This is a genomic window from Nonomuraea sediminis (genome assembly GCF_018531495.1).
Lineage (GTDB): Bacteria > Actinomycetota > Actinomycetes > Streptosporangiales > Streptosporangiaceae > Nonomuraea > Nonomuraea sediminis.
Window position 1 is genome coordinate 947947 of sequence record NZ_JAHDTI010000003.1, and the last position, 20552, is coordinate 968498.

The following is a 20552-nucleotide window of genomic DNA, read 5'->3' on the forward strand; positions in this document are numbered from 1 at the left end:
GCTACCGGTCGGCACCGACAAACCCGGAAGGAGACTTGGATGCGCGAATCTCGCAGATCACCACACACTCGGGCCTTGACAGCCATCCCGCTCCCGATTCCCCCGTCGCCTGAAGACGACGGTCCCCTCGGGAGAACTTGATGGGCGTCAGCTGACCGTGGCCAGCGCCAGCGGCAGCACGGCGGGGGCGCCGGCGTGCCGTACCAGGGCGGCGGCCAGCGTCATCGTCCAGCCGGTGTCGATGCGGTCGTCGATCAGCAGCACCGGACCGCCGCAGCCGGCGATCGCGGCGCCGAGCTCGCGCGGCATGGCCAGCGTGCCGCGGACCGCCTGGACCCGCTTGGCGCTGTTGAACTGCCGTCCGGGCGGCCCCGCCCGGTAGCCGAGCTCGCCCAGATACGACAGCCGCCCCACCGACGCCAGCCGCTCGGCGAACCCGCGCACGAGCAACGGCCGCGAGGAGGAGGGCACGTTGACCACGGCCACCGGCCGCTCCTGCCAGCTCCACGACGACAGCACCTGGATCACGGCCTTGAACATGTCGTCGGCCATCGCCTGGTCGGGGCCGTTGAACAGCTCGCGCAGCCGGTTTCCCCAGCCGATGTCGGTCAGGCGGCCGAGCGCCCGCCCCGGCTCCGCGCCCAGCTCCGGCTTGATCCTGCCGGACAGGTCGGCCAGGCCGGTCGGCCACTGCCTGCGCGCCTCCACCTCGACGCCCGGCCTGGCCAGGCGCTGCCTGGCGGCGTCGACGGCCCCGCCGGAGACCTCGGCCGAGCGGTGGTTGCCCGTGCAGTTGTCGCAGCGCCCGCACGGTGCGGCCGCCTCGTCGTCGAGGTGTTTCCGCAGGTACTCCTCGCGGCACTCGGTCGTGGTCTGGTAGCCGAGCATCGCCTCCTGCTCGGCCCTGCGCTCGGCGGCGATGCGGGCGTAACGCTCGGTGTCGTACTCCCAGGGCTGGCCGGTGGCCTCCCAGCCGCCCTTGACCCGCCTGACGGCGCCGTCGACGTCCAGGACCTTCAGCATCATCTCCAGGCGGCTGCGGCTCAGGTCGACCGCGGTCTCCAGCGCCGGGGTCGACATCACGCCGCCCGCCTCCAGGGTGGCCAGCGTGGCCCGCACCACGGGCTCCGGCGGGAAGGCCAGCGAGGCGAAGTAGGCCCAGATGTCCCGGTCTTCGGTGCCGGGCAGCAGGATCACCTCGGCCCGCTCCACGCCGCGCCCCGCCCTGCCGACCTGCTGGTAGTAGGCGACCGGCGACTGCGGGGCGCCCACGTGGACGACGAACCCCAGGTCCGGCTTGTCGAAGCCCATACCGAGCGCGCTGGTGGCCACCAGCGCCTTGATCTTGTTGTTGAGCAACGCCTCCTCGGCCTCGAGCCGCTCGGCCGGGTCGGTCTGGCCGGAGTAGGCGGCCACCTCGTGGCCCTGCTCGCGCAGGTAGCCGGCGATCTCGTGGGCGGCGGCCACGGTCAGCGTGTAGACGATGCCGGAACCCTCTAGCTCGCGCAGGGTCTGTGCCAGCCACGCCAGGCGCTGCTCGGCCGTGGCCTGCCGTACGACGCTCAGGTGCAGGCTGTCGCGCTCCAGCGGGCCGCGCAGCACGACGGCCTCGTCGACCCCCGTCGCCTCGAGTTGCTCGGCCACGTCGCGCGTCACCCGCGCGTTGGCGGTCGCCGTGGTCGCCAGCACCGGGATCCCGGGCGGCAGCTCGCGGAACAGCGTCGCCAGCCTGCGGTAGTCGGGGCGGAAGTCATGACCCCAGTCGGAGATGCAGTGCGCCTCGTCGACCACGACGAGCCCGGCGCTCTCGGCCAGCTCGGGCAGCACGTTGTCGCGGAAGTCCGGGTTGTTGAGCCGCTCGGGGCTGACCAGCAGCACGTCGACCTCGCCGTCGGCGACCCTGCCGTAGATCTCCTCCCACGCCTCGGGGTTGGCCGAGTTGATCGTCACGGCGCGGATGCCGGCCCGCTCGGCGGCGGCGATCTGGTTGCGCATCAGCGCCAGCAGCGGCGACACGATGACGGTCGGGCCCTCGCCCATGTCGCGCAGCAGCCCGGTCGCCACGAAGTAGACGGCCGACTTGCCCCATCCTGTGCGCTGCACCACCAGCACCCTGCGCCGGTCCACGACCAGCGCCTGGATGGCGGCCCATTGGTCCTCGCGCAGCCGCGCGTGGTCGCCGGCGAGCGCGCGCAGCCGCTCCTCGGCCTCTTCCCGCAGCATCCCGGCATCGGGGGCGTCAATCATGTGCTCCTTGTTACCATCTCCCGCCGACGCTTTTCTCCTCTTGCAGGTTTGCTCGCTGCTCTTGTACGGCGAGACCGCCCCGGATGCTTCTGCTGTCGTACGGCGAAGCCGCCCCACCGCCACCCGCCGTACTCCGGCTCGGCACTGTCCAGGAGACGCTCCTGCGGTGATGCGGGGTTGCGCGCCGTTACGCCGCTTCGTCACCCACATCCCACGGTCCTTGGCACGCCAGGGGCCGCCCGGGTCTTCTCTCGCCGGCGGGTGGGCTTCACCGCGCCGGGGTCGGTGGGGAGGTGTGCGGCGGTGGTCCGGCGCCCTGTGCGGCGGGCGACGGGGGGCCGTGGTGCCCGGGAAACGGAACGCACAGGGCGCCGGGGCCGGGGGGACCGTGGTACCCGCGTCACGAGGCGCCGTGACGGCGAGAAACCGGCGCCGACTCGCCGCAAGCGCCGGTCGCGGGCCCTCGGCGGACGTCGGCGGGCGGCCGGGTGCGGCGGCCCGCCGTACAGGATCACCGCGAAAGATCAGGACTTGTCGGTGTGCTCGGGGAAGGCGTTGACGGTGACGCGGTGCATGCGGCGCCGCTCGGTGTAGTCCGCGACGGCGTAGTGCTGGGTGGGCCGGTTGTCCCAGAACGCCAGCGTGCCGGGCGCCCACTTGAGGCGGCACTGGTACTCGGGCGAGCGGATGTGGTCGATCAGCAGCGGCAGCAGCGCCTCGTTCTCCCGGTCGGACAGGCCGACCAGGCGCGTGGTCGAGGCCCGGTTGACGAACAGCGCCTTGCGCCCCGTCTCGGCGTGCACCCGCACCACGGGACGCTCGATCGGCGGCCACTTGGCCTGGATCTCCGCCAGGTCGAACGGGTGCCCCTTGGAGATGGCCTTCTTCATCGACATCGTGATGTCGTGCACGGCCGTCAGCTCGTCACACAGGCGCTGCAGCGGCTTCGACAGCGACTCGTAGGCCAGGTAGGTGTTGGCCCAGCAGGTGTCGCCGCCCACGCTGGGCAGCTGGACGCAGCGCAGCAGCGAGCCCATCGGCGGCGTCGGCTCGAAGGTGTTGTCGCTGTGCCACTCGTCCCCGCCCTCACCCTTGGGCGAGGTCTGGTCGAGCACGTGGATGGGGCTGTCGGAGTCCTTCTTGAAGGCCGGGTGATTGAGCGAGCCGAAGTTCAGCGCGAACTGCAGATGCTGCTCGTCGTCGATGTGCTGGTCGCGGAAGAACAGCACGAGGTGCTTCAGCCACCCCTCCCGGAGCGTCGCCACCTCTTCCTGGGAAAGCGGTTTGCGCAGATCGACGCCGCTCACCTCGGCGCCGATGTGCTTGGTCACGGGGTGAAACTCAATCATGCCCGGACCATATAACCAAGCAATTGCTTGGTCAAGTACGATTCGTGTCGCGGGCACCCGCGCTTCTTCGGCACAATGTTCGACATGGCCCGACGCACGACAGCACCCCCGCCGGAGGATTTCGAGGAGCGGATCGTCGACATCGACGTGTCCGCCGAGATGCGCGCCAGCTACCTCGAGTACGCCTACTCGGTCATCTACCAGCGCGCCCTCCCCGACGCCCGCGACGGCCTCAAGCCCGTCCAGCGCCGCATCCTTTACTCGATGAGCGAGATGGGGCTGCGTCCCGACCGGGGCCATGTCAAGTCCTCGCGCGTCGTCGGCGACGTGATGGGCAAGCTGCACCCCCACGGTGACAGCGCCATCTACGACGCCCTGGTACGGCTGGCGCAGCCGTTCTCCATGCGCCTCCCCCTGGTCGACGGCCACGGCAACTTCGGGTCCCCCGACGACATGCCCGCCGCCATGCGTTACACCGAGGCCAGGCTCGCGCCGCCGGCGATGCTCATGGTGGAGTCGCTCGACGAGGACACGGTCGACTTCAAGCCCAACTACGACGGGCAGGAGACCGAGCCCACGGTCATGCCGTCGGCGTTCCCCAACCTGCTGGTCAACGGCACCACCGGCATCGCGGTCGGCATGGCCACGAACATGGCGCCGCACAACCTCGGCGAGGTCGTGGCCGCCGCCCGTCACCTGATCAAGAAGCCCGAGGCCACGCTCGACGAGCTGATGCGCTTCGTGCCTGGCCCCGACCTGCCGACCGGCGGCTCGATCATCGGCCTGCAGGGCGTCCGCGACGCCTACGAGACCGGGCGCGGCACGTTCCGCATGCGCGCCAAGGCCACCGTCGAGCAGATCACCCCGCGCCGCAAGGGCATCGTCGTCACCGAGCTGCCCTACAACGTCGGTCCCGAGCGCGTGGTCACCAAGATCAAGGAGCTGGTGACCTCCAAGCGGCTGGCCGGCATCAGCGACCTGAAGGACCTCACCGACCGGCACAAGGGCCTGCGCCTGGTCATCGAGATCAAGAACGGCTTCATCCCCGAAGCGGTGCTTGAGGAGCTCTACCGGCTCACGCCGATGGAGGAGACCTTCGGCATCAACAACGTGGCGCTCGTCGACGGCGAGCCGCGCACGCTGGGCCTGCGCGAACTGCTGCAGGTCTACGTCGACCACCGCCTCGAGGTCGTCCGTCGCCGCTCCGAATACCGGCGCCGCAAGCGGCAGGAGCGCCTGCACCTGGTCGACGGCCTGATCATCGCGCTGCTCAACATCGACGAGGTCATCCAGGTCATCCGCTCGAGCGACGACTCCGCCCAGGCGCGCAGCCGCCTGATGGAGGTGTTCGACCTGTCGGAGATCCAGGCCGCCTACATCCTCGACACGCCGCTGCGCCGCCTCACCAAGTTCGACAAGCTCGAGCTCGACCGCGAGAAGGCGGTGCTGAGCGACGAGATCGCCGAGCTGACCGAGATCCTGTCCTCCGAGACGCGGCTGCGTCAGGTGACCTCCGGCGAGCTCGCGGAGGTGGCCAAGAAGTACGGCACGCCGCGCCGTACCGTGCTGCTCGAGTCGTCCGGCGTGGAGCGCAACGCGACCGTGTCCCTGGAGGTCGCCGACGACCCGTGCCTGGTGCTGCTGTCGTCCACCGGCCTGCTGGCGCGCACCAGCGACGCCGAGCCCCTGTCGGGCGAGGGCGATCGGACCGCCCACGACGTGCTGGTGTCGGTGGTGCGCAGCTCGGTGCGCGGCAACGTGGGCGTGGTGACGTCGCAGGGCCGCATGATCCGGGTGAACGTGGTCGACCTGCCCACGCTGCCTCCGTCGGCGAACCCGCCGTCCGTCTCGGGCGGCCACCCCGTGTCCGAGTACGTGTCCCTGGAACCCGACGAGATCGTGGTCGGGCTGGGTTCGCTGGATCCCGACGGGCCAGGGCTCGCGCTCGGCACCGCGCAGGGCGTGGTCAAGCGGGTGGTGCCCGAATACCCGGGCAACCGCGACGACTTCGAGGTGATCACCCTCAAGGACGGCGACCGCGTGGTCGGGGCCGTCGAGCTCGAGTCCGAGGATCACGACCTGGTGTTCATCGCCTCGGACGCCCAGCTGCTCCGCTACCCCGCCTCCCAGGTCCGCCCGCAGGGGCGCCCGGCCGGAGGCATGGCCGGGATCCGCCTCGACGGTGACGCGTCCGTCATCTGGTTCGGCGTGGTCGACCCCGCGCGTCCCGCCCAGGTGGTCACGGTGGCGGGCTCCTCCACCGCCCTGCCGGGCACTCAGGTCGGCGGCGGCAAGGTCTCCGACTACGCGGAGTTCCCCGCCAAGGGCCGCGCCACCGGCGGCGTCCGCGCCCAGCGCTTCCTCAAGGGAGAGGACGTCCTCCTGCTCGCCTGGGCAGGCCCGGCGCCCGCCAAGGCCGTCTCGTCCACCGGCAAGCCCATCCCCCTCCCCACGGAGATAGGCCGCCGAGACGGCTCAGGAGTCCGCCTCACCCACACCATCGGCGCCGTCGGAGGCTCCCTGGGCGCCTAATGGGCCCTCGCTTTCCGGCTTTCGCGGCTCGGGCTGTTCTCGTGGGGGAGCGCCAAGCTCCCCCACACCCCCTTGGCAGGGGTGCACCCCTGCACCCGCGCCAAGGCGGGCAGCAGGCGTAGCTCAGATCCCCGAGCCCGCCCCGTCACCGGCTCGCCTTCCAGCCTGCCTGGCTTGGTTCAGTCTTCGTCGAACGCGAGAACAGTGACGATCACCCCGTTACCGACCCCGATCACGACCGCGTCGAAGACATGTCGCGTCACGGGGTTCCAACTGGTGAGGTCGGTGTTGGTCCACCAGTGGGTCCCATGTCCAAGCAGGCGGAGCAGCGAGCCGAACACCTGCCTGGCTTTGGCCTCGTCGTAGCGCCCACGCGAGTGGTAGGCCAGCGTGGTCGAGGCGATGCTGACCAGCCGACGCAGCGCCCCGGCTTGGTCGATCTCGCCGAGGCGGCTGCTGAGTTCGTCAGGGGTATCCGGGACGTCGACGGGCACATCGGGGTACCAGCGCTCGAACAAACCCAGGTCGCCCATCAGGCGGAACACCTCAAGCGGCATGCTTTGCGCATCACCGAGGTTCGTCCAGGCGCGCATCTCGCCGTTACCGAGGGGACCTGTCAAACCGGCCAGCAGAGCGCGGATGCGGTCGAGTCGCTCGGAGACAGCCGACGCATCGGTGTTCATACCGGCCAGCGTTCCACAGGAGATCTCGACGACGGCAAGCCGGGGAACGCGGCGAGCGGATCTTGGATCAGGCGAACGCCTGGCGGGACCAGGTTCTCGGAGACGTTGCCGCGGCCGGGTGTGATGGGGGTGCCTAGGATCTGGCGCATGTCTCGGTTCGAGGTTGTCACGGAGATTCGGGCGCCGCGGGAGTTGGTCTTTGACGCGTCGCTGTCCGTCGAGGTGCATACGTCGTCGATGCATGCCTCGGGTGAGCGGGCCGTGGCGGGGGTCACCGAGGGGATGCTGGCGCTGGGCGATCAGGTGACGTGGGTGGCGCGGCATTTCGGGGTGAGGTGGCGGCTGACCTCCACGATCAGCGGGCACGACAGGCCGGTCTCGTTCGTGGACGAGCAGGTGGCCGGGCCGTTCCGGCGCTGGTATCACGAGCACCACTTCGAGGCGGCCGGCGGGGGCACGGTCATGCGGGACGTGGTCGAGTTCTCGGCGCCGTTCGGGCCGGCGGGGGCGCTCGCGGAGGTTCTGGTGCTGCGGCGGTACATGGCCCGGCTCATCCTGCTGCGCAATCGGCACATCAAGGAGCTGACCGAGGCCGCGTCTCGGGGCTGAGGCGCGGCCCGCCGTACAGCATTTCCAGCTATAGGGTGACTTAGGTGGTTCGTTAGGCTGTAGTGCTCCAAGTGATGAATGGGGTGCCTGTCGGGGGATGAGTCTGCAACTGCCTAGGCAACTTACCGTTGCGATGAGTATGACCGGCTACGAGTGGCCGGCCGTGAATGAGGACAGGCTGGGCACTTCGGGGTGGCACTGGGTCTCCTTGGGTGGAACACTCCATCAGCACCACACGGATGCGGGGGACGCCGCGGGGCGGGTGTTCGCGCGTAACGACGGGGCGGATGTGGCGGCGATGCGCGAGAGCATGGCCGTGTCCGCCGAGGACGGCGGGGATCACGCCAGGGTGGCGCTGCTGATCGGCGGCGCGTGCGTCGTGGGCGGGGCGCTGGTGCTGGCGTGGAAGGTCGGCATCATCGCCGCGCTGGTACGGCTGGCCGTACGGATCGCCAGAGCCCTGAGCGCGTCGGCGGTGTCGATGGGGGCGTCACTGGCCTCGCTGCCGATGTCGGTCCTGGTGACGCGCGTGGCCATGCGGCAGACGCTGCGGCGGATCGTGGGGATGCTCAAGCGGCTGGTCGTGGCACCGTTCGAGAAGGCGGCCGAGTTGCTGGCGCGCAGCAAGGCCCGGCTGGGCGTCAAGCCGGATCCGCTGCGGGCGGCGGCCAACAGGTCGGTCAACGTGCGGGCCATCACCCCGAAGCCCATCTACCGCAGCGACCGGCTCATCCTGCGGCGGGCCGACGACCGCGCGCCGGATGAGGTGTTCGGGCCAGGCTTCCATCCCCGCAATCCGGCCAACACCGACCTGGAGTCGCACCTGCGGTTCGAGGAGTCGGCGTTCGTCAGCACCACCAGGCTCGACAATCCGATGGACATCTTCCCCACCAAGTACCTCTACGACGTGGACGCGCCGGGCGGGATCGACCTGGAGAAGACCATGGGCAGCGCGCTGCGGACGGCCCATCAGCGGGAGGTCGCCTTCCCCGGCGGCATCGAGGGGCGCTTCATCCGGGGCGCCCGGCCCTACGATCCGGAGACCGGGCAGTTCGGCGAGTACATCGCCAACCCGCACTTCCGGCCTTGACATCCTCCCCCGCCCGGAGGCGGGGGATTCCAACCCATCTCACGCTGAGAGGAGGACAGGTCGAGGTTCGCGGTGCACCGGCCCGGCAACCCGTGGCCCTTCCCGCGCAGACACGGCATGCCCTGCCGCGTGTTCGATATTGCGAGCCGCGTTCACGTCAGCGTTGCAGGCGTATCCGCAGGACCGGCAGGCGAAGACGGCTTGGCTCTCACGCGCCTTCGCATCCACGATCCCGCACGCCGAGCACCGCCGGCTCGTGTACGCGGGATTGACCTTGACGATCCGGCCGGGGGCTTTGTCCTCCAGCCGCTGGACGAGCTGTCCCCACGCCGCGGCGAGGATGCCGCGGTTGAGCCCGGCCTTGGCACCCACGTTGCTGCCTGGCCGCTCGATAGTGCCCTTCGCCGACCTGGTCATACGGCGGATCTTCAGGTCCTCGACGACTATCACGTCGAAACGGCGGGCCAGGTCGGTGGAGGTCTTCTCCACCCAGTCCCTGCGCCGATCCACCTCACGCGCCTTCAGCTTCGCGATCGCCGCCTTGACCTTGACGCGCCGATTGGAGCCGCGTCCGGCCCGGGCCATCCTGCGCAACAACAGCAACAGGCGGCGCCTATCGCTCCCGCGAAGACCCGGCGCCTTCAGCCTCTCGCCGGTGGACAGCGCAGCCGACACGGCCACGCCCCGGTCCACGCCCACCATCTGGCCCGTGCCCGGTGCGGGGATCGCTTCAGGGATGGCGGCGAAGGCCACATGCCAGCGCCCTGCACGGTCGCGGGTGACCCGGTAGGACTTCACTGCGTCCGGTACGGCACGCGACCAGCGAAACCGCACCCACCCCACCTTCGGGATCTTCACCTCGCCCACGTGGCGGGACAGACAGCGCACGTCACCCGCCTTGACCGCGACGATCCGGAACCCCTCGCCCTGGCCGCGGCTGCGCCAGGTCGGGCGCCGGTGGGTGCCGCCGAAGAAGTTGGCCATGGCTTGGGCGAAGTCCTTCAACGCCTGCTGCTGCACCACGATCGACCCTGCCCGAAGCCACGCGAACCCCGCCCGCGCCAGAGTCAGCTGACGGCACTGCTCAGCGAACCCCGGCGCGCTCTTACGTCCCGGCTTCCAATGCTGGTGCTGCTCAACCGCGAGATTCCACACATATCGGGCGTGCCCGCAATGCTCCAACAGCGCCGCCTCTTGAACAGGCGCGGGCTGCAGCCGGTAGCGGGACACGCCCAGCAACCTACCGACCGGCACCGACAAAACCGGAAGACCAAAGCATCCGACCGTTCCGCGCTTCCTCCCCGCCCTCAAGGACGGGGCCTCCACGCTGGAGGCGTCTGGTGACTCAGATCGCGCTGGCGTCGTCGGCGTCGCGATGCGTGGTGGACATCCTGCCCACCCGCAGGCCGTCGTCCCGCATCGTGGCGGCGCGCGAGGCGTAGGTGTCGAGCGCATCCTGCGTGACCGACCTGTAGAGCGAACCGACGAGCGTGTCCAGCTCACCCCACGGGTCGAGTTGCTCGAACGCACTGACGTGCCCGTGCAGCGACTGGCCGATCCTGATCAGCTCGTCGCGGGCGTCGTGAAGGTCCTGGTACGAGACGTTGATCCCCCCTGCCATGGCCTCGACACTACCGGGTTGACCTGGAGTGCGGTCCAGCGGGCAGACTCGGGCCCATGCGATATCGGATCTTGGGGACGGACCCGCGCACGCAGCGCAGGGTGAGCGTGCTGAGCCTGGGCGCCATGCTGTTCGGCACCGCCACGGACGAGGCGACCTCGTACGCGATTCTCGACCGGTACGTCGAAGCCGGGGGAAGCTTCATCGACACCGCCAACAACTACGCCTTCTGGGTGAACGGCACGCAGGGCGGCGAGAGCGAGACGCTGCTCGGCCGGTGGCGGCGCAGCCGGGGCATCGGCGACGAGGTCGTGATCGCCACCAAGCTCGGCGGGCGTCCGCTGGCGCCCGCCAGGCAGCGCTCGCGGGAGATCGAAGGACTGTCGGCCAAGGTGATCAGGGAGGAGTCCGAGCGCAGCAGGGAACGGCTGGGCGTGGACCGGCTCGACCTGCTCTACACCCACGTCGAGGACCCGTCGGCGCCGCTCGGCGAGACCGTGGAGGCGCTCGCCGAACTGGTCGCCTCGGGCGGCGCCGGTCTGCTCGGGGCCAGCAACCACTGGGCGTGGCGGGTCGAGCGGGCCAGGAACCTGGCCGCGCAGGCCGGGCTCCCCGGCTACGAGGTGCTCCAGTACCACCACAGCTACCTGCGCCCGCGCACCGACCTGCCCACGCTCCGCTCCCCCGACGGGAACGTCGGCGTGACGGGCGGCGACCTGCTCAGCTACGTGCGGGAGAATCCCTCGCTGGCCCTGGTGACCTACTCTCCGCTGCTCGGCGGTGCCTACGTACGGCAGGACAAGCCGCTGGGCGTGGACTTCGACCACCCGGGCAACCCCGCCCGGCTGGCCGCGCTGCGCGAGGTGGCCCGGGAGACAGGGGCGACGGTGAACCAGGTGGTTCTCGCCTGGCTGATGGGCGGCGACGTGCCGATGATCCCCCTGGTGGGCGCCTCCTCGGTGGCCCAACTCGAGGAGAGCCTCGCCGCCGTCGACCTCGACCTCACCCCCACCCAGAGATCCCACCTCAACACAGCAGGCACCGAAGGCTACGCCGGCTAACCCCGCACCACGCCACGCCCACACACGCTCGCCCTGGGGCGCACCCTCTGCCCATCACCGCACGAGAAGCACGCGCGCATGCCACGCTGCGCGCCGTAACAGCGCGCCGCCCTCCACCGCACACCACCCCACCGACCCGGCGCGGGAGGCGAGGCCTCGACCGGTCGCGGGGTGTGCGGTGCGGGCCCGGGCGGGGCTGTTCCGCGTCGCGCGCCGTAAGAGCGCACCGACCTTCACCGCACACCACCCCACCGACCCGGCGCGCGGAGGCGTGGCGCGGGCCCCGGACCGCGCCACGTTCACGGACGCTCGACCTGAGGCGCGCCCTCTGCCCATCACCGCACGAGAAGCGCGGGTGGGCGCATGCCACGCGGGGCGCCGTAAGAGCGCGCCGACGTACACGTCTCGGGGGATGGGGGTCGTCGGGGGGTGGGAGTTGTGGTTGGGTCGGTGAGAGAGCGCTCTCTCGCCGACACTGGAGGTTCTGTGCGTACTCGCTTATGCGCGGCGCTCACGCTCGTAGCCGCGCTCCTCGTCGCACCACCGGCCCGGGCCGAGGCCGGACCCCCGCTGACGATCACGGACTTCGAGGGCGACGGGCTGCCGCCCGGCGTGTTCGCCTGGGGGAACGATGGGCCGTCCACACCGGCGCTGGCCGTGCAGGCCGACACCGAGCGGGGTGGGCGGGTGCTGAAGGTGGACTACCACGTCTCCCAGTGGGGCGGCTGGTCGCACGACCTGACCACGGCTCAGGACTGGTCACCGTACGAGGGATTCTCGTTCTGGGTGAAGGGGACCGCGTCAGGACAGAAGGTCGCGTTCGAGATCAAGGACGGCGGCGCGGGGGCGGGCAGCTCGGAGCTGTTCGAGTCGTCGTTCACCGACACCTCGGCGAGCTGGCGGCAGATCAAGGTGCCGTTCACGGAGTTCACCCGCCGCACCGACTACCAGCCGGGCGGCGCGCCCACCGACGGCGAGCTGGACCTGGTCGCGATGTGGGGCTACGCGATGCGCCTGCCGACCACCTCGGGCACCCTGCTCTGGGACGACGTCCAGGTGTACGGCACGGCACCGCCGAGACCCGTCAGGCTGAGCACCGACGCGCCCGTCTACCCGGTGGACGAGGCCGGATCCGCCCGGGTGGGCGTGACGGTGACCACGTTCGACGGAAAGCCGCTGCCTGCCGACCTCGCCGTGGACTATCGGACGGGAACGGGGACCGCCACCCCCGGACAGGACTACACCCCCGCCCAGGGCACGCTGACGTTCCCGGCCGGGACCGCCTCGGGAGCCACGAAGACCGGCACGATCCAGACCCTGGGTGACGGCGCGGCCGAGACGGCCGAGACGATCCCGATCGAGCTGTCGGGAGCCGGGACCCGCCCGCCGCAGGAGGCCCCAGTGGTCGTGATCAACGCGCATGGCCTGCCGTACCTGTCGCGAAAAATGCCGATCAAGGATCGGGTGGCGGATCTGCTCAAGCGGATGACACTCGAGGAGAAGATCGGGCAGATGACCCAGGCCGAGCGCCAGGCGCTGGGCAAGCAGGGCGACATCGCCACCTACCTGCTGGGGTCGCTGCTGTCGGGAGGCGGATCGACCCCGGCCGCGAACACGCCCAAGGGCTGGGCCGACATGGTGGACGCCTTCCAGCTCAGAACCCGGCAGACGCGCCTGCAGATCCCGCTGATCTACGGCGTGGACGCGGTCCACGGCCACAACAACGTCTACGGCGCGACGATCTTCCCGCACAACGTCGGGATGGGCGCCACGCGCGACCCGGACCTGGTCGAGAAATCCGGAAGGATCACCGCGGCCGAGGTCAAGGCCACCGGCGTCCCGTGGGCCTTCGCGCCGTGCGTGTGCGTGTCGCGCGACGACCGCTGGGGCCGGGCCTACGAGTCCTTCGGCGAGGACCCGGCGCTGGTCTCCCGGATGACGACGATCATCGACGGGCTGCAGAGCCAGGGGGTGCTGGCCACGGCCAAGCACTACGTGGGCGACGGCGGCACCACCTACGGCACCTCGACCACCGGCGACTACAAGATCGACCAGGGCGTCTTCACGGGCAGCAGGGCGGAGCTGGAGGCGATCCACCTGCCGCCGTTCGAGGCGGCGGTCAGGCGCGGGGTGGGCGCGGTCATGCCCTCCTACTCCAGCGTCGGCCCGACCAAGATGCACGCGAACAAGGAGCTCATCACCGACGTGCTCAAGGGCCGGCTCGGCTTCAAGGGTTTCGTGATCAGCGACTGGCAGGCCATCGACCAGATCCCCGGCGACTACCCGAGCGACGTGCGAACCTCGATCAACGCCGGGCTCGACATGATCATGGTGCCGTACGCGTTCCAGAGCTTCGAGTCGACGCTGAAGGACGAGGTCGCCGCCGGCCGGGTGCCCGTCTCGCGCATCGACGACGCGGTGTCCAGGATCCTGGCGCAGAAGTTCCGCCTGGGGCTGTTCGAGCACCCCTACGCGGACCGGTCGGGCGAGGTGGGCTCCGCGGCGCACCGCGCGGTCGCCCGTACAGCTGCCGCCGAGTCGCAGGTCCTGCTCAAGAACGACGGGCACCTGCTGCCCCTGGCGCCGTCCGCCAAGGTCTACGTGGCCGGGTCGAACGCCGACGACCTGGGCAACCAGACCGGCGGGTGGACGATCACCTGGCAGGGCTCCTCGGGTCCGATCACGCAGGGCACCACGATCCTGCAGGCGATCAGGGCGCGGGCGGCGTCCGTGACGTACTCGGCCGACGCCTCCACGCCCACCGCGGGTCACGACGTCGGCGTGGTGGTCGTGGGCGAGAAGCCGTACGCGGAGGGCATGGGCGACGTCGGCGTGAACGGCCACACGCTCGACCTGTCGGCGGCCGACAGGGCCGCGGTCGACCGGGTGTGCGGGGCGCTGAAGTGCGTGGTGCTGGTGGTCTCGGGGCGCCCGCTGGTGCTCGGCGACCTGTCGCGCGTCACGGCGCTGGTGGCCTCGTGGCTGCCGGGCACCGAGGGGGCCGGGGTGGCCGACCCGCTGTTCGGGGCCGTGCCGTACACCGGCAGGCTGCCCTTCACCTGGTTCAGGTCGGAGGCCCAGCTGCCGATCAACGTGGGTGACGGGACCTACGACCCGCTCTTCCCCTACGGCTGGGGGCTGCGGACCGACTCGGCGCGCGACCGGCTCGCCGCGGCCCGGGCGGTCCTCGCCCGCGGTGACGGCCCGTCGAAGGCGGCTGCGGCGGTGCTCCGGCACGACCCCGGCTTCACCGCGCTGGCCACGGCCGCGTCGCTGCTCGAGAAGTCGCACACCGACGCCTACGCCCAGGACGACGCGGTCGTCTCGGTGGCCAGGGACCTGGCGCAGGCCGGAGGCAAACGCCCCGACCTGCAGGCCCTGGCCGACCACGAGCTCGCCTCCGGCAACCTCAGGAAGGCGGTGGACCTGCTGGCCCAGTCAGTCGCGGCATAGGCAGAACGGGTGACCGGCCGGGTCGAGGAAGACGCGGAACTGATCGTCCTCGCTCGGCTGGTACTCGTGCTTGACCGCGCCGATCTCCAGCACCTGCTTCTCGGCCACGTCCAGATCGTCCACGGTCACGTCGAGATGCAGTTGCTGGGGTCGCTCGTTGCTCGGCCAGTCCGGCGGCTGGTGGTCGGGGGCCAGCTGGAAGGCCAGCCGCTTGGGCGACCCGCCGTCGCTGACCACGACCCAGTCGTCCTCCACCGAGACGATCGGCCAGCCGAGCAGCTTGGAGTAGAACTCCGCCAAGGCCCGCGGATCAGGGCAATCCAGGACGGTCGTGCGATACCTCGCGATGGCATTCATAGGACCCCTTTTATCGTGGCTCGTGGCGGCAAGAATGGTGTCATGGCTGCCAACTCGTTCATGGTCCCTCTCGGTACTCCCGCTCCGCACTTCGATCTCACAGCCATCGACGGCGGGAGCGTCTCCCTGACGGACCTCAAGGGCTCGCCCGCGACGCTCGTGATCTTCCTGTCCAACCACTGCCCCTACGTGCGCCACATCGAGCACGGGCTCGGGGCCATGGTCGCGGAGTACGGCTCGCGCCTGTCGGCGGTGGGCATCTGCAGCAACGACAACGTCAACTACCCCGACGACGACGCCACGCACCTCGCCGAGCAGGCGGTCCGCGCCGGGTTCACCTTCCCCTATCTGCTCGACGACACCCAGGAGGTGGCCAAGGCCTACCGGGCGGCGTGCACGCCGGACTTCTTCCTGTACGACTCGGCGCTCAAGCTCGCCTACCGCGGCCAGTTCGACGCCTCCCGCCCACGCAACGACACCCCGGTCACCGGCGAGTCACTCCGCCAGGCCGTGGACGCGCTCCTCACCGGCGCCCCGGTCGACACCGACCAGATCCCATCCATCGGCTGCAGCATCAAGTGGAAGCCAGGCAACGCACCAGCCTGATTCCCTCTCCCACACCACAACCTGCCTCCGCCGTACGGCAGACCCATCTTGACGCCTCTGCCGTACGGCAGGCGTGCCTTGACGCCTCCGCCGTACGGCAGGCCCGCCTTGACGCCCCCGCCGTACCTCGCGCCGTACGCGCCGCGGGCCATCGCAGCGACCGTCGCACGTAGCCCCGAGCGCGCCTTGAACCCCGCAACGACCCGCCGTACAGAACGCCATGGCAGCGACGGCCGTACAGGGCGTCGTAGGCCACCACGGCGGGGCCCGCCGTACGAGTCCGTGCGGTGGCGTGACAGGCGCGGCCTCGGGGGTGGCGGACGGGCGCGGCCTTGGGGGTGGCGTGACGGGCGCGGCCTTGGGGGTGGCGTGACGGGCGCGGCCTTGGGGGTGGCGTGCCGTACGTGGAAGGGGTCAGGTGTGGGCGGTGGTGGCGTGGGGGATGGCGAGGAGGAGTTCGTGGGGCTGGCCGCCGGGCCAGTCGCGGATGAGGCGGCGGCCGGAGTCGCCGGGGTCGAAGTCCTCGCAGCCGAGCGGCCCGTAGCAGCCGGCCCGGTCGAGGAGCAGGATGAGCGGGTCGTCGTCGGGCAGGCCGGCGGCGTAGGCGGCGGCGTCGAGCAGCGCCAGCGCGGCCCTGGCGTTGCGGCCGTCGTCGTTGGACTCCACCCGGTCGAGGCGGCGGCGGGCCTGGGCGCGCAGGTAAGAGGCGAGCGATTCGGACCTACTCACGACAACCTTCTTCGATCACATACCATGGGCTACGACATCATCACGCAAAGTGAGCGTTGATCGTGGGACCTTGGCACAACTCCGCCTGTCGCACCCCCGCGAAAGCCCACCAATGAGGCATGCGGGACTATCTATGTCATGAGTCCGTTTGACGACCTACTCACCGCTAACGCGAAATATGCGGAAACGTTCGAAGACTCCCATCTCACCGGGCGGGCAGCACGCGGATTGGCCGTTGTCACCTGCATGGACTCCCGCATCGACCCGCTCGGCCTGCTAGGCCTGAAGCCCGGCGACGCCAAGATCCTGCGCAACGCCGGCGCCCGCGTCACCGACGACGTCCTGCGCACGCTGGTGCTCGCCGTCTACCTGCTGGGCGTCGAACGCGTCCTCGTCATGCCGCACACCGACTGCGGCATGTCCAAGGTCACGGACGCCGACGTGCACGAACTGACCCAGAAGAGCGGCGTGGACACCCGCAGCCTGGAGTTCCACACCGTGCCCGACCAGGACGCCGCCCTCCGCCACGACCTCACCCGCATCCGCACCACCCCCTTCCTCCCCGAGGACATGCCGATCGCCGGCGCCATCTACGACGTCCGCACCGGAAAACTCCTCCCCATCGCCATCCCCTAACCCCGAGACAACCCCCTCACCTTGCCCAGTGCAGGACGCTCACCTCGCCCACGCGTGCCGTATATCCCACGGCAGGACCTTCACCCTGCCCAGGGCATGACGCCCACCTCGCCCAGGCGTGCCGTACATCCCAGGGCAGGACCTTCACCCGGCCCAGGGGCAAGACGCTCACCTCGCCCAGGCATGCGGTACACCCCAGGGCAAGACGCTCACCCTGTACGGCATGCCGCCCCACCGGCCGCCCACCGCACTTCGGCCGGCGACCCGCGGGCGGCGCTTCCGGCGAGTCGATGACAGTCACCCACCGCCACGCCGCACGGAACCCCCGTCCCCCGGCCCCGCCTGACCGCCACCTCGCAGCCCTTCCTGTCGCAGGCACCGGGGTTCCCGGCCGCCCGCCGTACAAGGCGCCGACCTCCGCCGTACAACATCCCACCGACCCGGCGCCCGCAGACGCGCGCCCGCGGGGCGTACGCGTGGAGGCGCGTCCGCGAGGCGTGCCCGTGGAGGCGTACGCGCGGGGACAGACAGGGAGCGGGTCGGGGTTAGCGGGTGCGGAGGTTGGTGATTTCGGTGGTGAAGATGGTTTCTGTTTTGGTGAGGAAGGATTTGATCAGGTCGAGTTCCTCGTCCGTGTAGTCCGACATGGCCGCGCGCCAGGACTTGATGAGCGGGGCGAAGATCGGCACCACGTCGGACGCGGTGCGTTCCAGGTTCAGTGACACCACGACCTTGCGGCGGTCGGCGGTGTCGCGTTCGCGGCGGACGTAGCCCACGGCCTCCAGCCGGTCGATCACGCCCGTGACCGACGCCGTGGTGATGCCCGCCTGCCTGGCGAGTTCGCTGGCCGTCAGCGGGCCGCTGCTCAGCAGGTTGAGGCAGTGCAGGTCGGTGGTGTTGATCCCGATCCGCTCCGCTGCGGCCTGGCTCATGGACACGGTCAGCACGTTGGCCCGCCGCAGCGCGTCGAGCAGCCCGTTGATCGCTTCAGCACGGCTTGACATCCCGCCGCCAACTCCTTAGCGTGCCAAGTGTCTAGGAAAACTAGAGATCCAATTCTCTAGCCACTAGGTTACCGGAAGGATGTCACGATGAAAGACATCGTCATGCGCTTCTACGACGAGATCCTCAACCAGAACAGGCTCGAGGTGGCCGACGAGATCGTCTCCCCCGCCTTCGAAGGCGGCCGCGGCTCGACCGGACCGCAGGCCATCAAGGAGACCGCGCAGTACCTCCGCTCCGCCGTACCCGACCTGAGTTTCGACATCGAGGACGTCATCTCGGACGGCGACCGCGCCGCCACCCGCTGGACCCTGCGCGGCACGCACCAGGGCGACTTCTTCGGCTTCGCCCCCACGGGCGGGCCGCTGGAGATCCGCGCCTGCGTCTTCTTCCGCTTCGAGGACGGCCGCGTCTCGGAGGTGGTGCCCGTCATCGACGTCAGCTCCCTCTTCAGGGCTGCTTAGCCCCCGTACGGCAAGCCACCCCACCGCCAGTCGCCGCACTCCGGCTGGGCCCCGTCCAGGGAGACGCTCCTCAGGAGATGCGGGGTTGCTCACCGTCACGCCGCCCGGGACCCACGACCCCCGGTCCCGGGTGGCCGCCGGACAAGGCGCCAAGCGATCACGCCGGTGCCGGTCGGCAAGAGGATGCGGGTGCTCATCCGGGCCGATGGTGTCGTGGCACGACCAGGCCCGACTCGTAGGCGGCGACCACGGCCTGGGTTCTGTCGCGCAGGCCGAGCTTGTTCAGCACCCGGCTGACGTGGGTCTTCACGGTCTCCTCCGTCACCGTGAGGCGGCCGGCGATCTCCGGGTTGGACAGGCCCTCGGCGACCAGGCGCAGCACCTGCGTCTCGCGCGGGGTCAGGCCGGCGGTGGCGACGGCCTCGGGCTGGGGGCGCAGCTGGGCGAACTCGTCGATCAGGCGCCGGGTGATCGACGGCGCCAGCAGCGCCTCCCCCGCGGCGATGACGCGCACGGCGTCGAACAGGCGCTCGGCGGTGACGTCCTTCAGCAGGAAGCCGCTGGCACCGGCGCGCAGCGCGTCGTAGACGTACTCGTCGAGGTCGAAGGTGGTCAGGATGAGCACGCGCGGCCCGTCGCCGAGCCGCTTGGTGGCCTCGATGCCGTCCATGACGGGCATGCGGATGTCCATGAGCACCACATCGGGCGACAGCTCGCGGCACACGCGCACCGCCTCGGCGCCGTCGGAGGCCGTCGCGACGACCTCGAAGTCGGGCTGGGTGTTGAGCAGCTCGGCGAAGCCGGTCCGCACCACCAGGTGGTCGTCGGCCACCACGATCCGCACGCTCATGCGGACGCTCCCGGGAGGCGGACCTGGATCAGGAACCCGCCGCCGGGGTCGGCGGCGGTGGACAGCTCGCCGCCGACGGCGACCGCCCGTTCCCGCATCCCTGCCAGCCCATGTCCTGTGTCGGCCTCGGTGGACGGGCCAGGGCCGTTGTCGCGGACGCGCAGGTGCAGGGCGTCGCCGGCGTAGTGGAGCTCCACGTCCACGGCGGCGCCCGGCGCGTGCCTGCGGGCGTTGGTGAGGGCTTCCTGGACGATGCGGTAGGCGGCCAGCTCGACGCCGGGGTCCAGCAGCGCGGGCGATCCGCTCAGGATCAGCCGGACCGCGGACCCCGACGCGTCGCGCGACTCGTCGATCAGTTCCCCCAGCTCCCGCAGCCCCGGCTGAGGCCGCCGCACGTCGGGCTCCGCCTCGGCGTCCTCCCGCAGCACGCCGAGCAGCCGTCGCATCTCGGTCAGCGCGGACCTCGCCGTGTCGCCGATGGCCGACAGCCGCTCGGCGCCCGCCTGCGGCATGCCGGGGGTGGTGAGCCTGGCCGTCTCTGCCTGCACCGCGACCATGGAGATGTGGTGGGCGACCACGTCGTGCAGCTCGCGGGCGATCCTGGCCCGCTCGCCCCTGGCGGTGTGCTCGAGCAGGGAGTCGGCGATGCCCTGCCGGGCGGCCGCGCTCTCCGACGCCTCCCCCTTGGCTCGCCGTACCAGGCCTGCCAGGGCGGCGGCCGGGCCGAGCGAGGCCAGCACGAGCGTCAGCACGCGCGCCTCGCCGTCCAGCCCGCCCACCACCGCGAGCAGCGGAAACGGTACGGCGAGCAGCACCGACAGCCGTGAGCCCGCCAACCCGAGGCGGTAGCCGGCGATCAGCTGGGCGGCCGCGCCCGCCACGGTCAGCGTCTGGAAGGCCGTCAGCGACAGCACGCCCGCGGCCGACACGACCAGGGCGGCGCCCCGTTCCCGCAGCACCGCGACCGGCAGCGTGGTGGCCAGCGCGAGCAACGGGAAGATCACGTAGTAGAGCGTGACGTTGCCGCCGTCGGCGGGCGGCGGGGTCAGCGAGTGCGGCAGGGGGTACCCGGCGGGGACCGTCTCGGAGTAGTCGCCCATGAGGGAGGCCAGCCGGGTCGTGCGGGCCTGCGCGATCGACTCGGCGACCGCGAACAGGGCGAGCAGCGCGCCGACCACGGCGATCCGCCGTCCACTCTCGACCCATTCGTGCACGAGTGTCATTGTCACCGACGCAAGGACCTGGGGCATCCCTCGCACGAGG

General features: G+C 70.7%; 18 protein-coding genes. 8 read left to right on the top strand and 10 right to left on the bottom strand.

Annotation, left to right across the window (positions count from 1 at the left end; genetic code table 11):
• Positions 1-147: 147 nt before the first annotated feature.
• Together KIK09_RS18460 and KIK09_RS18465 are read right to left on the bottom strand one after the other, a co-directional pair.
• The gene (locus KIK09_RS18460; RefSeq protein WP_250573239.1) at positions 148-2247 is read right to left on the bottom strand and encodes a RecQ family ATP-dependent DNA helicase; all 2100 of its coding nucleotides are present in this window, start codon (positions 2245-2247) and stop codon (positions 148-150) included.
• 524 nt (positions 2248-2771) lie between these two features.
• The gene (locus tag KIK09_RS18465; protein WP_214320435.1) at positions 2772-3596 is read right to left on the bottom strand and encodes a TauD/TfdA dioxygenase family protein; all 825 of its coding nucleotides are present in this window, start codon (positions 3594-3596) and stop codon (positions 2772-2774) included.
• Positions 3597-3680: 84 nt separating this feature from the next.
• Here KIK09_RS18465 and KIK09_RS18470 point away from each other — a divergent pair, with 84 nt between their 5' ends.
• A complete protein-coding gene (locus KIK09_RS18470; RefSeq protein ID WP_372455669.1) occupies positions 3681-6128 on the top strand; it encodes a DNA gyrase/topoisomerase IV subunit A in 2448 nt (815 codons plus the stop codon).
• 179 nt (positions 6129-6307) lie between these two features.
• Here KIK09_RS18470 and KIK09_RS18475 read toward each other — a convergent pair whose 3' ends face one another.
• Complete coding sequence (locus KIK09_RS18475) at positions 6308-6811, bottom strand: hypothetical protein (protein WP_214320437.1); 504 nt, start codon at positions 6809-6811, stop codon at positions 6308-6310.
• Between the two features lie 147 nt (positions 6812-6958).
• On the opposite strand from KIK09_RS18475, the gene KIK09_RS18480 reads away from it, so the two are divergent.
• Entirely contained in the window at positions 6959-7420 is a 462-nt protein-coding gene (locus KIK09_RS18480) for an SRPBCC family protein (RefSeq protein WP_214320438.1), read from the top strand.
• 298 nt (positions 7421-7718) lie between these two features.
• Entirely contained in the window at positions 7719-8510 is a 792-nt protein-coding gene (locus tag KIK09_RS18485) for a scabin-related ADP-ribosyltransferase (RefSeq protein WP_214320439.1), read from the top strand.
• 39 nt (positions 8511-8549) lie between these two features.
• On the opposite strand, the gene KIK09_RS18490 is transcribed toward KIK09_RS18485, so the two are convergent.
• On the bottom strand, positions 8550-9740 hold the full coding sequence (locus KIK09_RS18490) for an RNA-guided endonuclease InsQ/TnpB family protein (protein WP_214320440.1): 1191 nt from the start codon (positions 9738-9740) through the stop codon (positions 8550-8552).
• A 115-nt stretch (positions 9741-9855) separates the two neighbouring features.
• Entirely contained in the window at positions 9856-10131 is a 276-nt protein-coding gene (locus KIK09_RS18495) for a hypothetical protein (RefSeq protein ID WP_214320441.1), read from the bottom strand.
• A gap of 56 nt (positions 10132-10187) precedes the next feature.
• Between KIK09_RS18495 and KIK09_RS18500 the strand changes: the two genes are divergently transcribed.
• Positions 10188-11192 carry an aldo/keto reductase gene (locus KIK09_RS18500; protein WP_214320442.1) on the top strand — a complete coding sequence of 335 codons (1005 nt, stop codon included), beginning with the start codon at positions 10188-10190 and terminating at the stop codon, positions 11190-11192.
• A gap of 486 nt (positions 11193-11678) precedes the next feature.
• Positions 11679-14645 carry a glycoside hydrolase family 3 N-terminal domain-containing protein gene (locus tag KIK09_RS18505; protein ID WP_214320443.1) on the top strand — a complete coding sequence of 989 codons (2967 nt, stop codon included), beginning with the start codon at positions 11679-11681 and terminating at the stop codon, positions 14643-14645.
• Here KIK09_RS18505 and KIK09_RS18510 read toward each other — a convergent pair.
• On the bottom strand, positions 14631-15002 hold the full coding sequence (locus tag KIK09_RS18510; protein ID WP_214320444.1) for a VOC family protein: 372 nt from the start codon (positions 15000-15002) through the stop codon (positions 14631-14633). The genes KIK09_RS18505 and KIK09_RS18510 overlap by 15 nt on opposite strands.
• Before the next feature lie 42 nt (positions 15003-15044).
• On the opposite strand from KIK09_RS18510, the gene KIK09_RS18515 reads away from it, so the two are divergent.
• A complete protein-coding gene (locus KIK09_RS18515; protein WP_214320445.1) occupies positions 15045-15608 on the top strand; it encodes a thioredoxin family protein in 564 nt (187 codons plus the stop codon).
• A gap of 414 nt (positions 15609-16022) precedes the next feature.
• On the opposite strand, the gene KIK09_RS18520 is transcribed toward KIK09_RS18515, so the two are convergent.
• The gene (locus tag KIK09_RS18520) at positions 16023-16337 is read right to left on the bottom strand and encodes a hypothetical protein (RefSeq protein WP_214320446.1); all 315 of its coding nucleotides are present in this window, start codon (positions 16335-16337) and stop codon (positions 16023-16025) included.
• 138 nt (positions 16338-16475) lie between these two features.
• On the opposite strand from KIK09_RS18520, the gene KIK09_RS18525 reads away from it, so the two are divergent.
• Positions 16476-16973 (top strand): beta-class carbonic anhydrase, encoded by a 498-nt coding sequence (locus KIK09_RS18525; RefSeq protein ID WP_214320447.1) that lies wholly within the window; start codon positions 16476-16478, stop codon positions 16971-16973.
• A 545-nt stretch (positions 16974-17518) separates the two neighbouring features.
• Here the strand turns inward: KIK09_RS18525 and KIK09_RS18530 are convergent.
• Entirely contained in the window at positions 17519-17977 is a 459-nt protein-coding gene (locus tag KIK09_RS18530) for a MarR family winged helix-turn-helix transcriptional regulator (protein WP_214320448.1), read from the bottom strand.
• Positions 17978-18064: 87 nt separating this feature from the next.
• Between KIK09_RS18530 and KIK09_RS18535 the strand changes: the two genes are divergently transcribed.
• The gene (locus KIK09_RS18535) at positions 18065-18439 is read left to right on the top strand and encodes an ester cyclase (protein WP_214320449.1); all 375 of its coding nucleotides are present in this window, start codon (positions 18065-18067) and stop codon (positions 18437-18439) included.
• 193 nt (positions 18440-18632) lie between these two features.
• Here the strand turns inward: KIK09_RS18535 and KIK09_RS18540 are convergent, their stop codons facing one another.
• Both KIK09_RS18540 and KIK09_RS59230 read right to left on the bottom strand, forming a co-directional pair.
• Positions 18633-19289: a response regulator gene (locus tag KIK09_RS18540; RefSeq protein ID WP_214320450.1), complete on the bottom strand. Its 657-nt coding sequence runs from the start codon at positions 19287-19289 to the stop codon at positions 18633-18635.
• The gene (locus KIK09_RS59230; protein WP_214320451.1) at positions 19286-20503 is read right to left on the bottom strand and encodes a sensor histidine kinase; all 1218 of its coding nucleotides are present in this window, start codon (positions 20501-20503) and stop codon (positions 19286-19288) included. The genes KIK09_RS18540 and KIK09_RS59230 overlap by 4 nt, the downstream gene beginning before the upstream one ends.
• Positions 20504-20552: the final 49 nt, after the last annotated feature.

What these genes read in the sequence shown, in the direction of transcription:
- KIK09_RS18460 (WP_250573239.1), bottom strand. Translation starts at nt 2,247, where the DNA reads ATGATTGACGCCCCCGATGCCGGGATGCTGCGGGAAGAGGCCGAGGAG.
- KIK09_RS18465 (WP_214320435.1), bottom strand. Translation starts at nt 3,596, where the DNA reads ATGATTGAGTTTCACCCCGTGACCAAGCACATCGGCGCCGAGGTGAGC.
- KIK09_RS18470 (WP_372455669.1), top strand. Translation starts at nt 3,681, where the DNA reads ATGGCCCGACGCACGACAGCACCCCCGCCGGAGGATTTCGAGGAGCGG.
- KIK09_RS18475 (WP_214320437.1), bottom strand. Translation starts at nt 6,811, where the DNA reads ATGAACACCGATGCGTCGGCTGTCTCCGAGCGACTCGACCGCATCCGC.
- KIK09_RS18480 (WP_214320438.1), top strand. Translation starts at nt 6,959, where the DNA reads ATGTCTCGGTTCGAGGTTGTCACGGAGATTCGGGCGCCGCGGGAGTTG.
- KIK09_RS18485 (WP_214320439.1), top strand. Translation starts at nt 7,719, where the DNA reads ATGCGCGAGAGCATGGCCGTGTCCGCCGAGGACGGCGGGGATCACGCC.
- KIK09_RS18495 (WP_214320441.1), bottom strand. Translation starts at nt 10,131, where the DNA reads ATGGCAGGGGGGATCAACGTCTCGTACCAGGACCTTCACGACGCCCGC.
- KIK09_RS18500 (WP_214320442.1), top strand. Translation starts at nt 10,188, where the DNA reads ATGCGATATCGGATCTTGGGGACGGACCCGCGCACGCAGCGCAGGGTG.
- KIK09_RS18510 (WP_214320444.1), bottom strand. Translation starts at nt 15,002, where the DNA reads ATGAATGCCATCGCGAGGTATCGCACGACCGTCCTGGATTGCCCTGAT.
- KIK09_RS18515 (WP_214320445.1), top strand. Translation starts at nt 15,045, where the DNA reads ATGGCTGCCAACTCGTTCATGGTCCCTCTCGGTACTCCCGCTCCGCAC.
- KIK09_RS18525 (WP_214320447.1), top strand. Translation starts at nt 16,476, where the DNA reads ATGAGTCCGTTTGACGACCTACTCACCGCTAACGCGAAATATGCGGAA.
- KIK09_RS18530 (WP_214320448.1), bottom strand. Translation starts at nt 17,977, where the DNA reads ATGTCAAGCCGTGCTGAAGCGATCAACGGGCTGCTCGACGCGCTGCGG.
- KIK09_RS18535 (WP_214320449.1), top strand. Translation starts at nt 18,065, where the DNA reads ATGAAAGACATCGTCATGCGCTTCTACGACGAGATCCTCAACCAGAAC.
- KIK09_RS18540 (WP_214320450.1), bottom strand. Translation starts at nt 19,289, where the DNA reads ATGAGCGTGCGGATCGTGGTGGCCGACGACCACCTGGTGGTGCGGACC.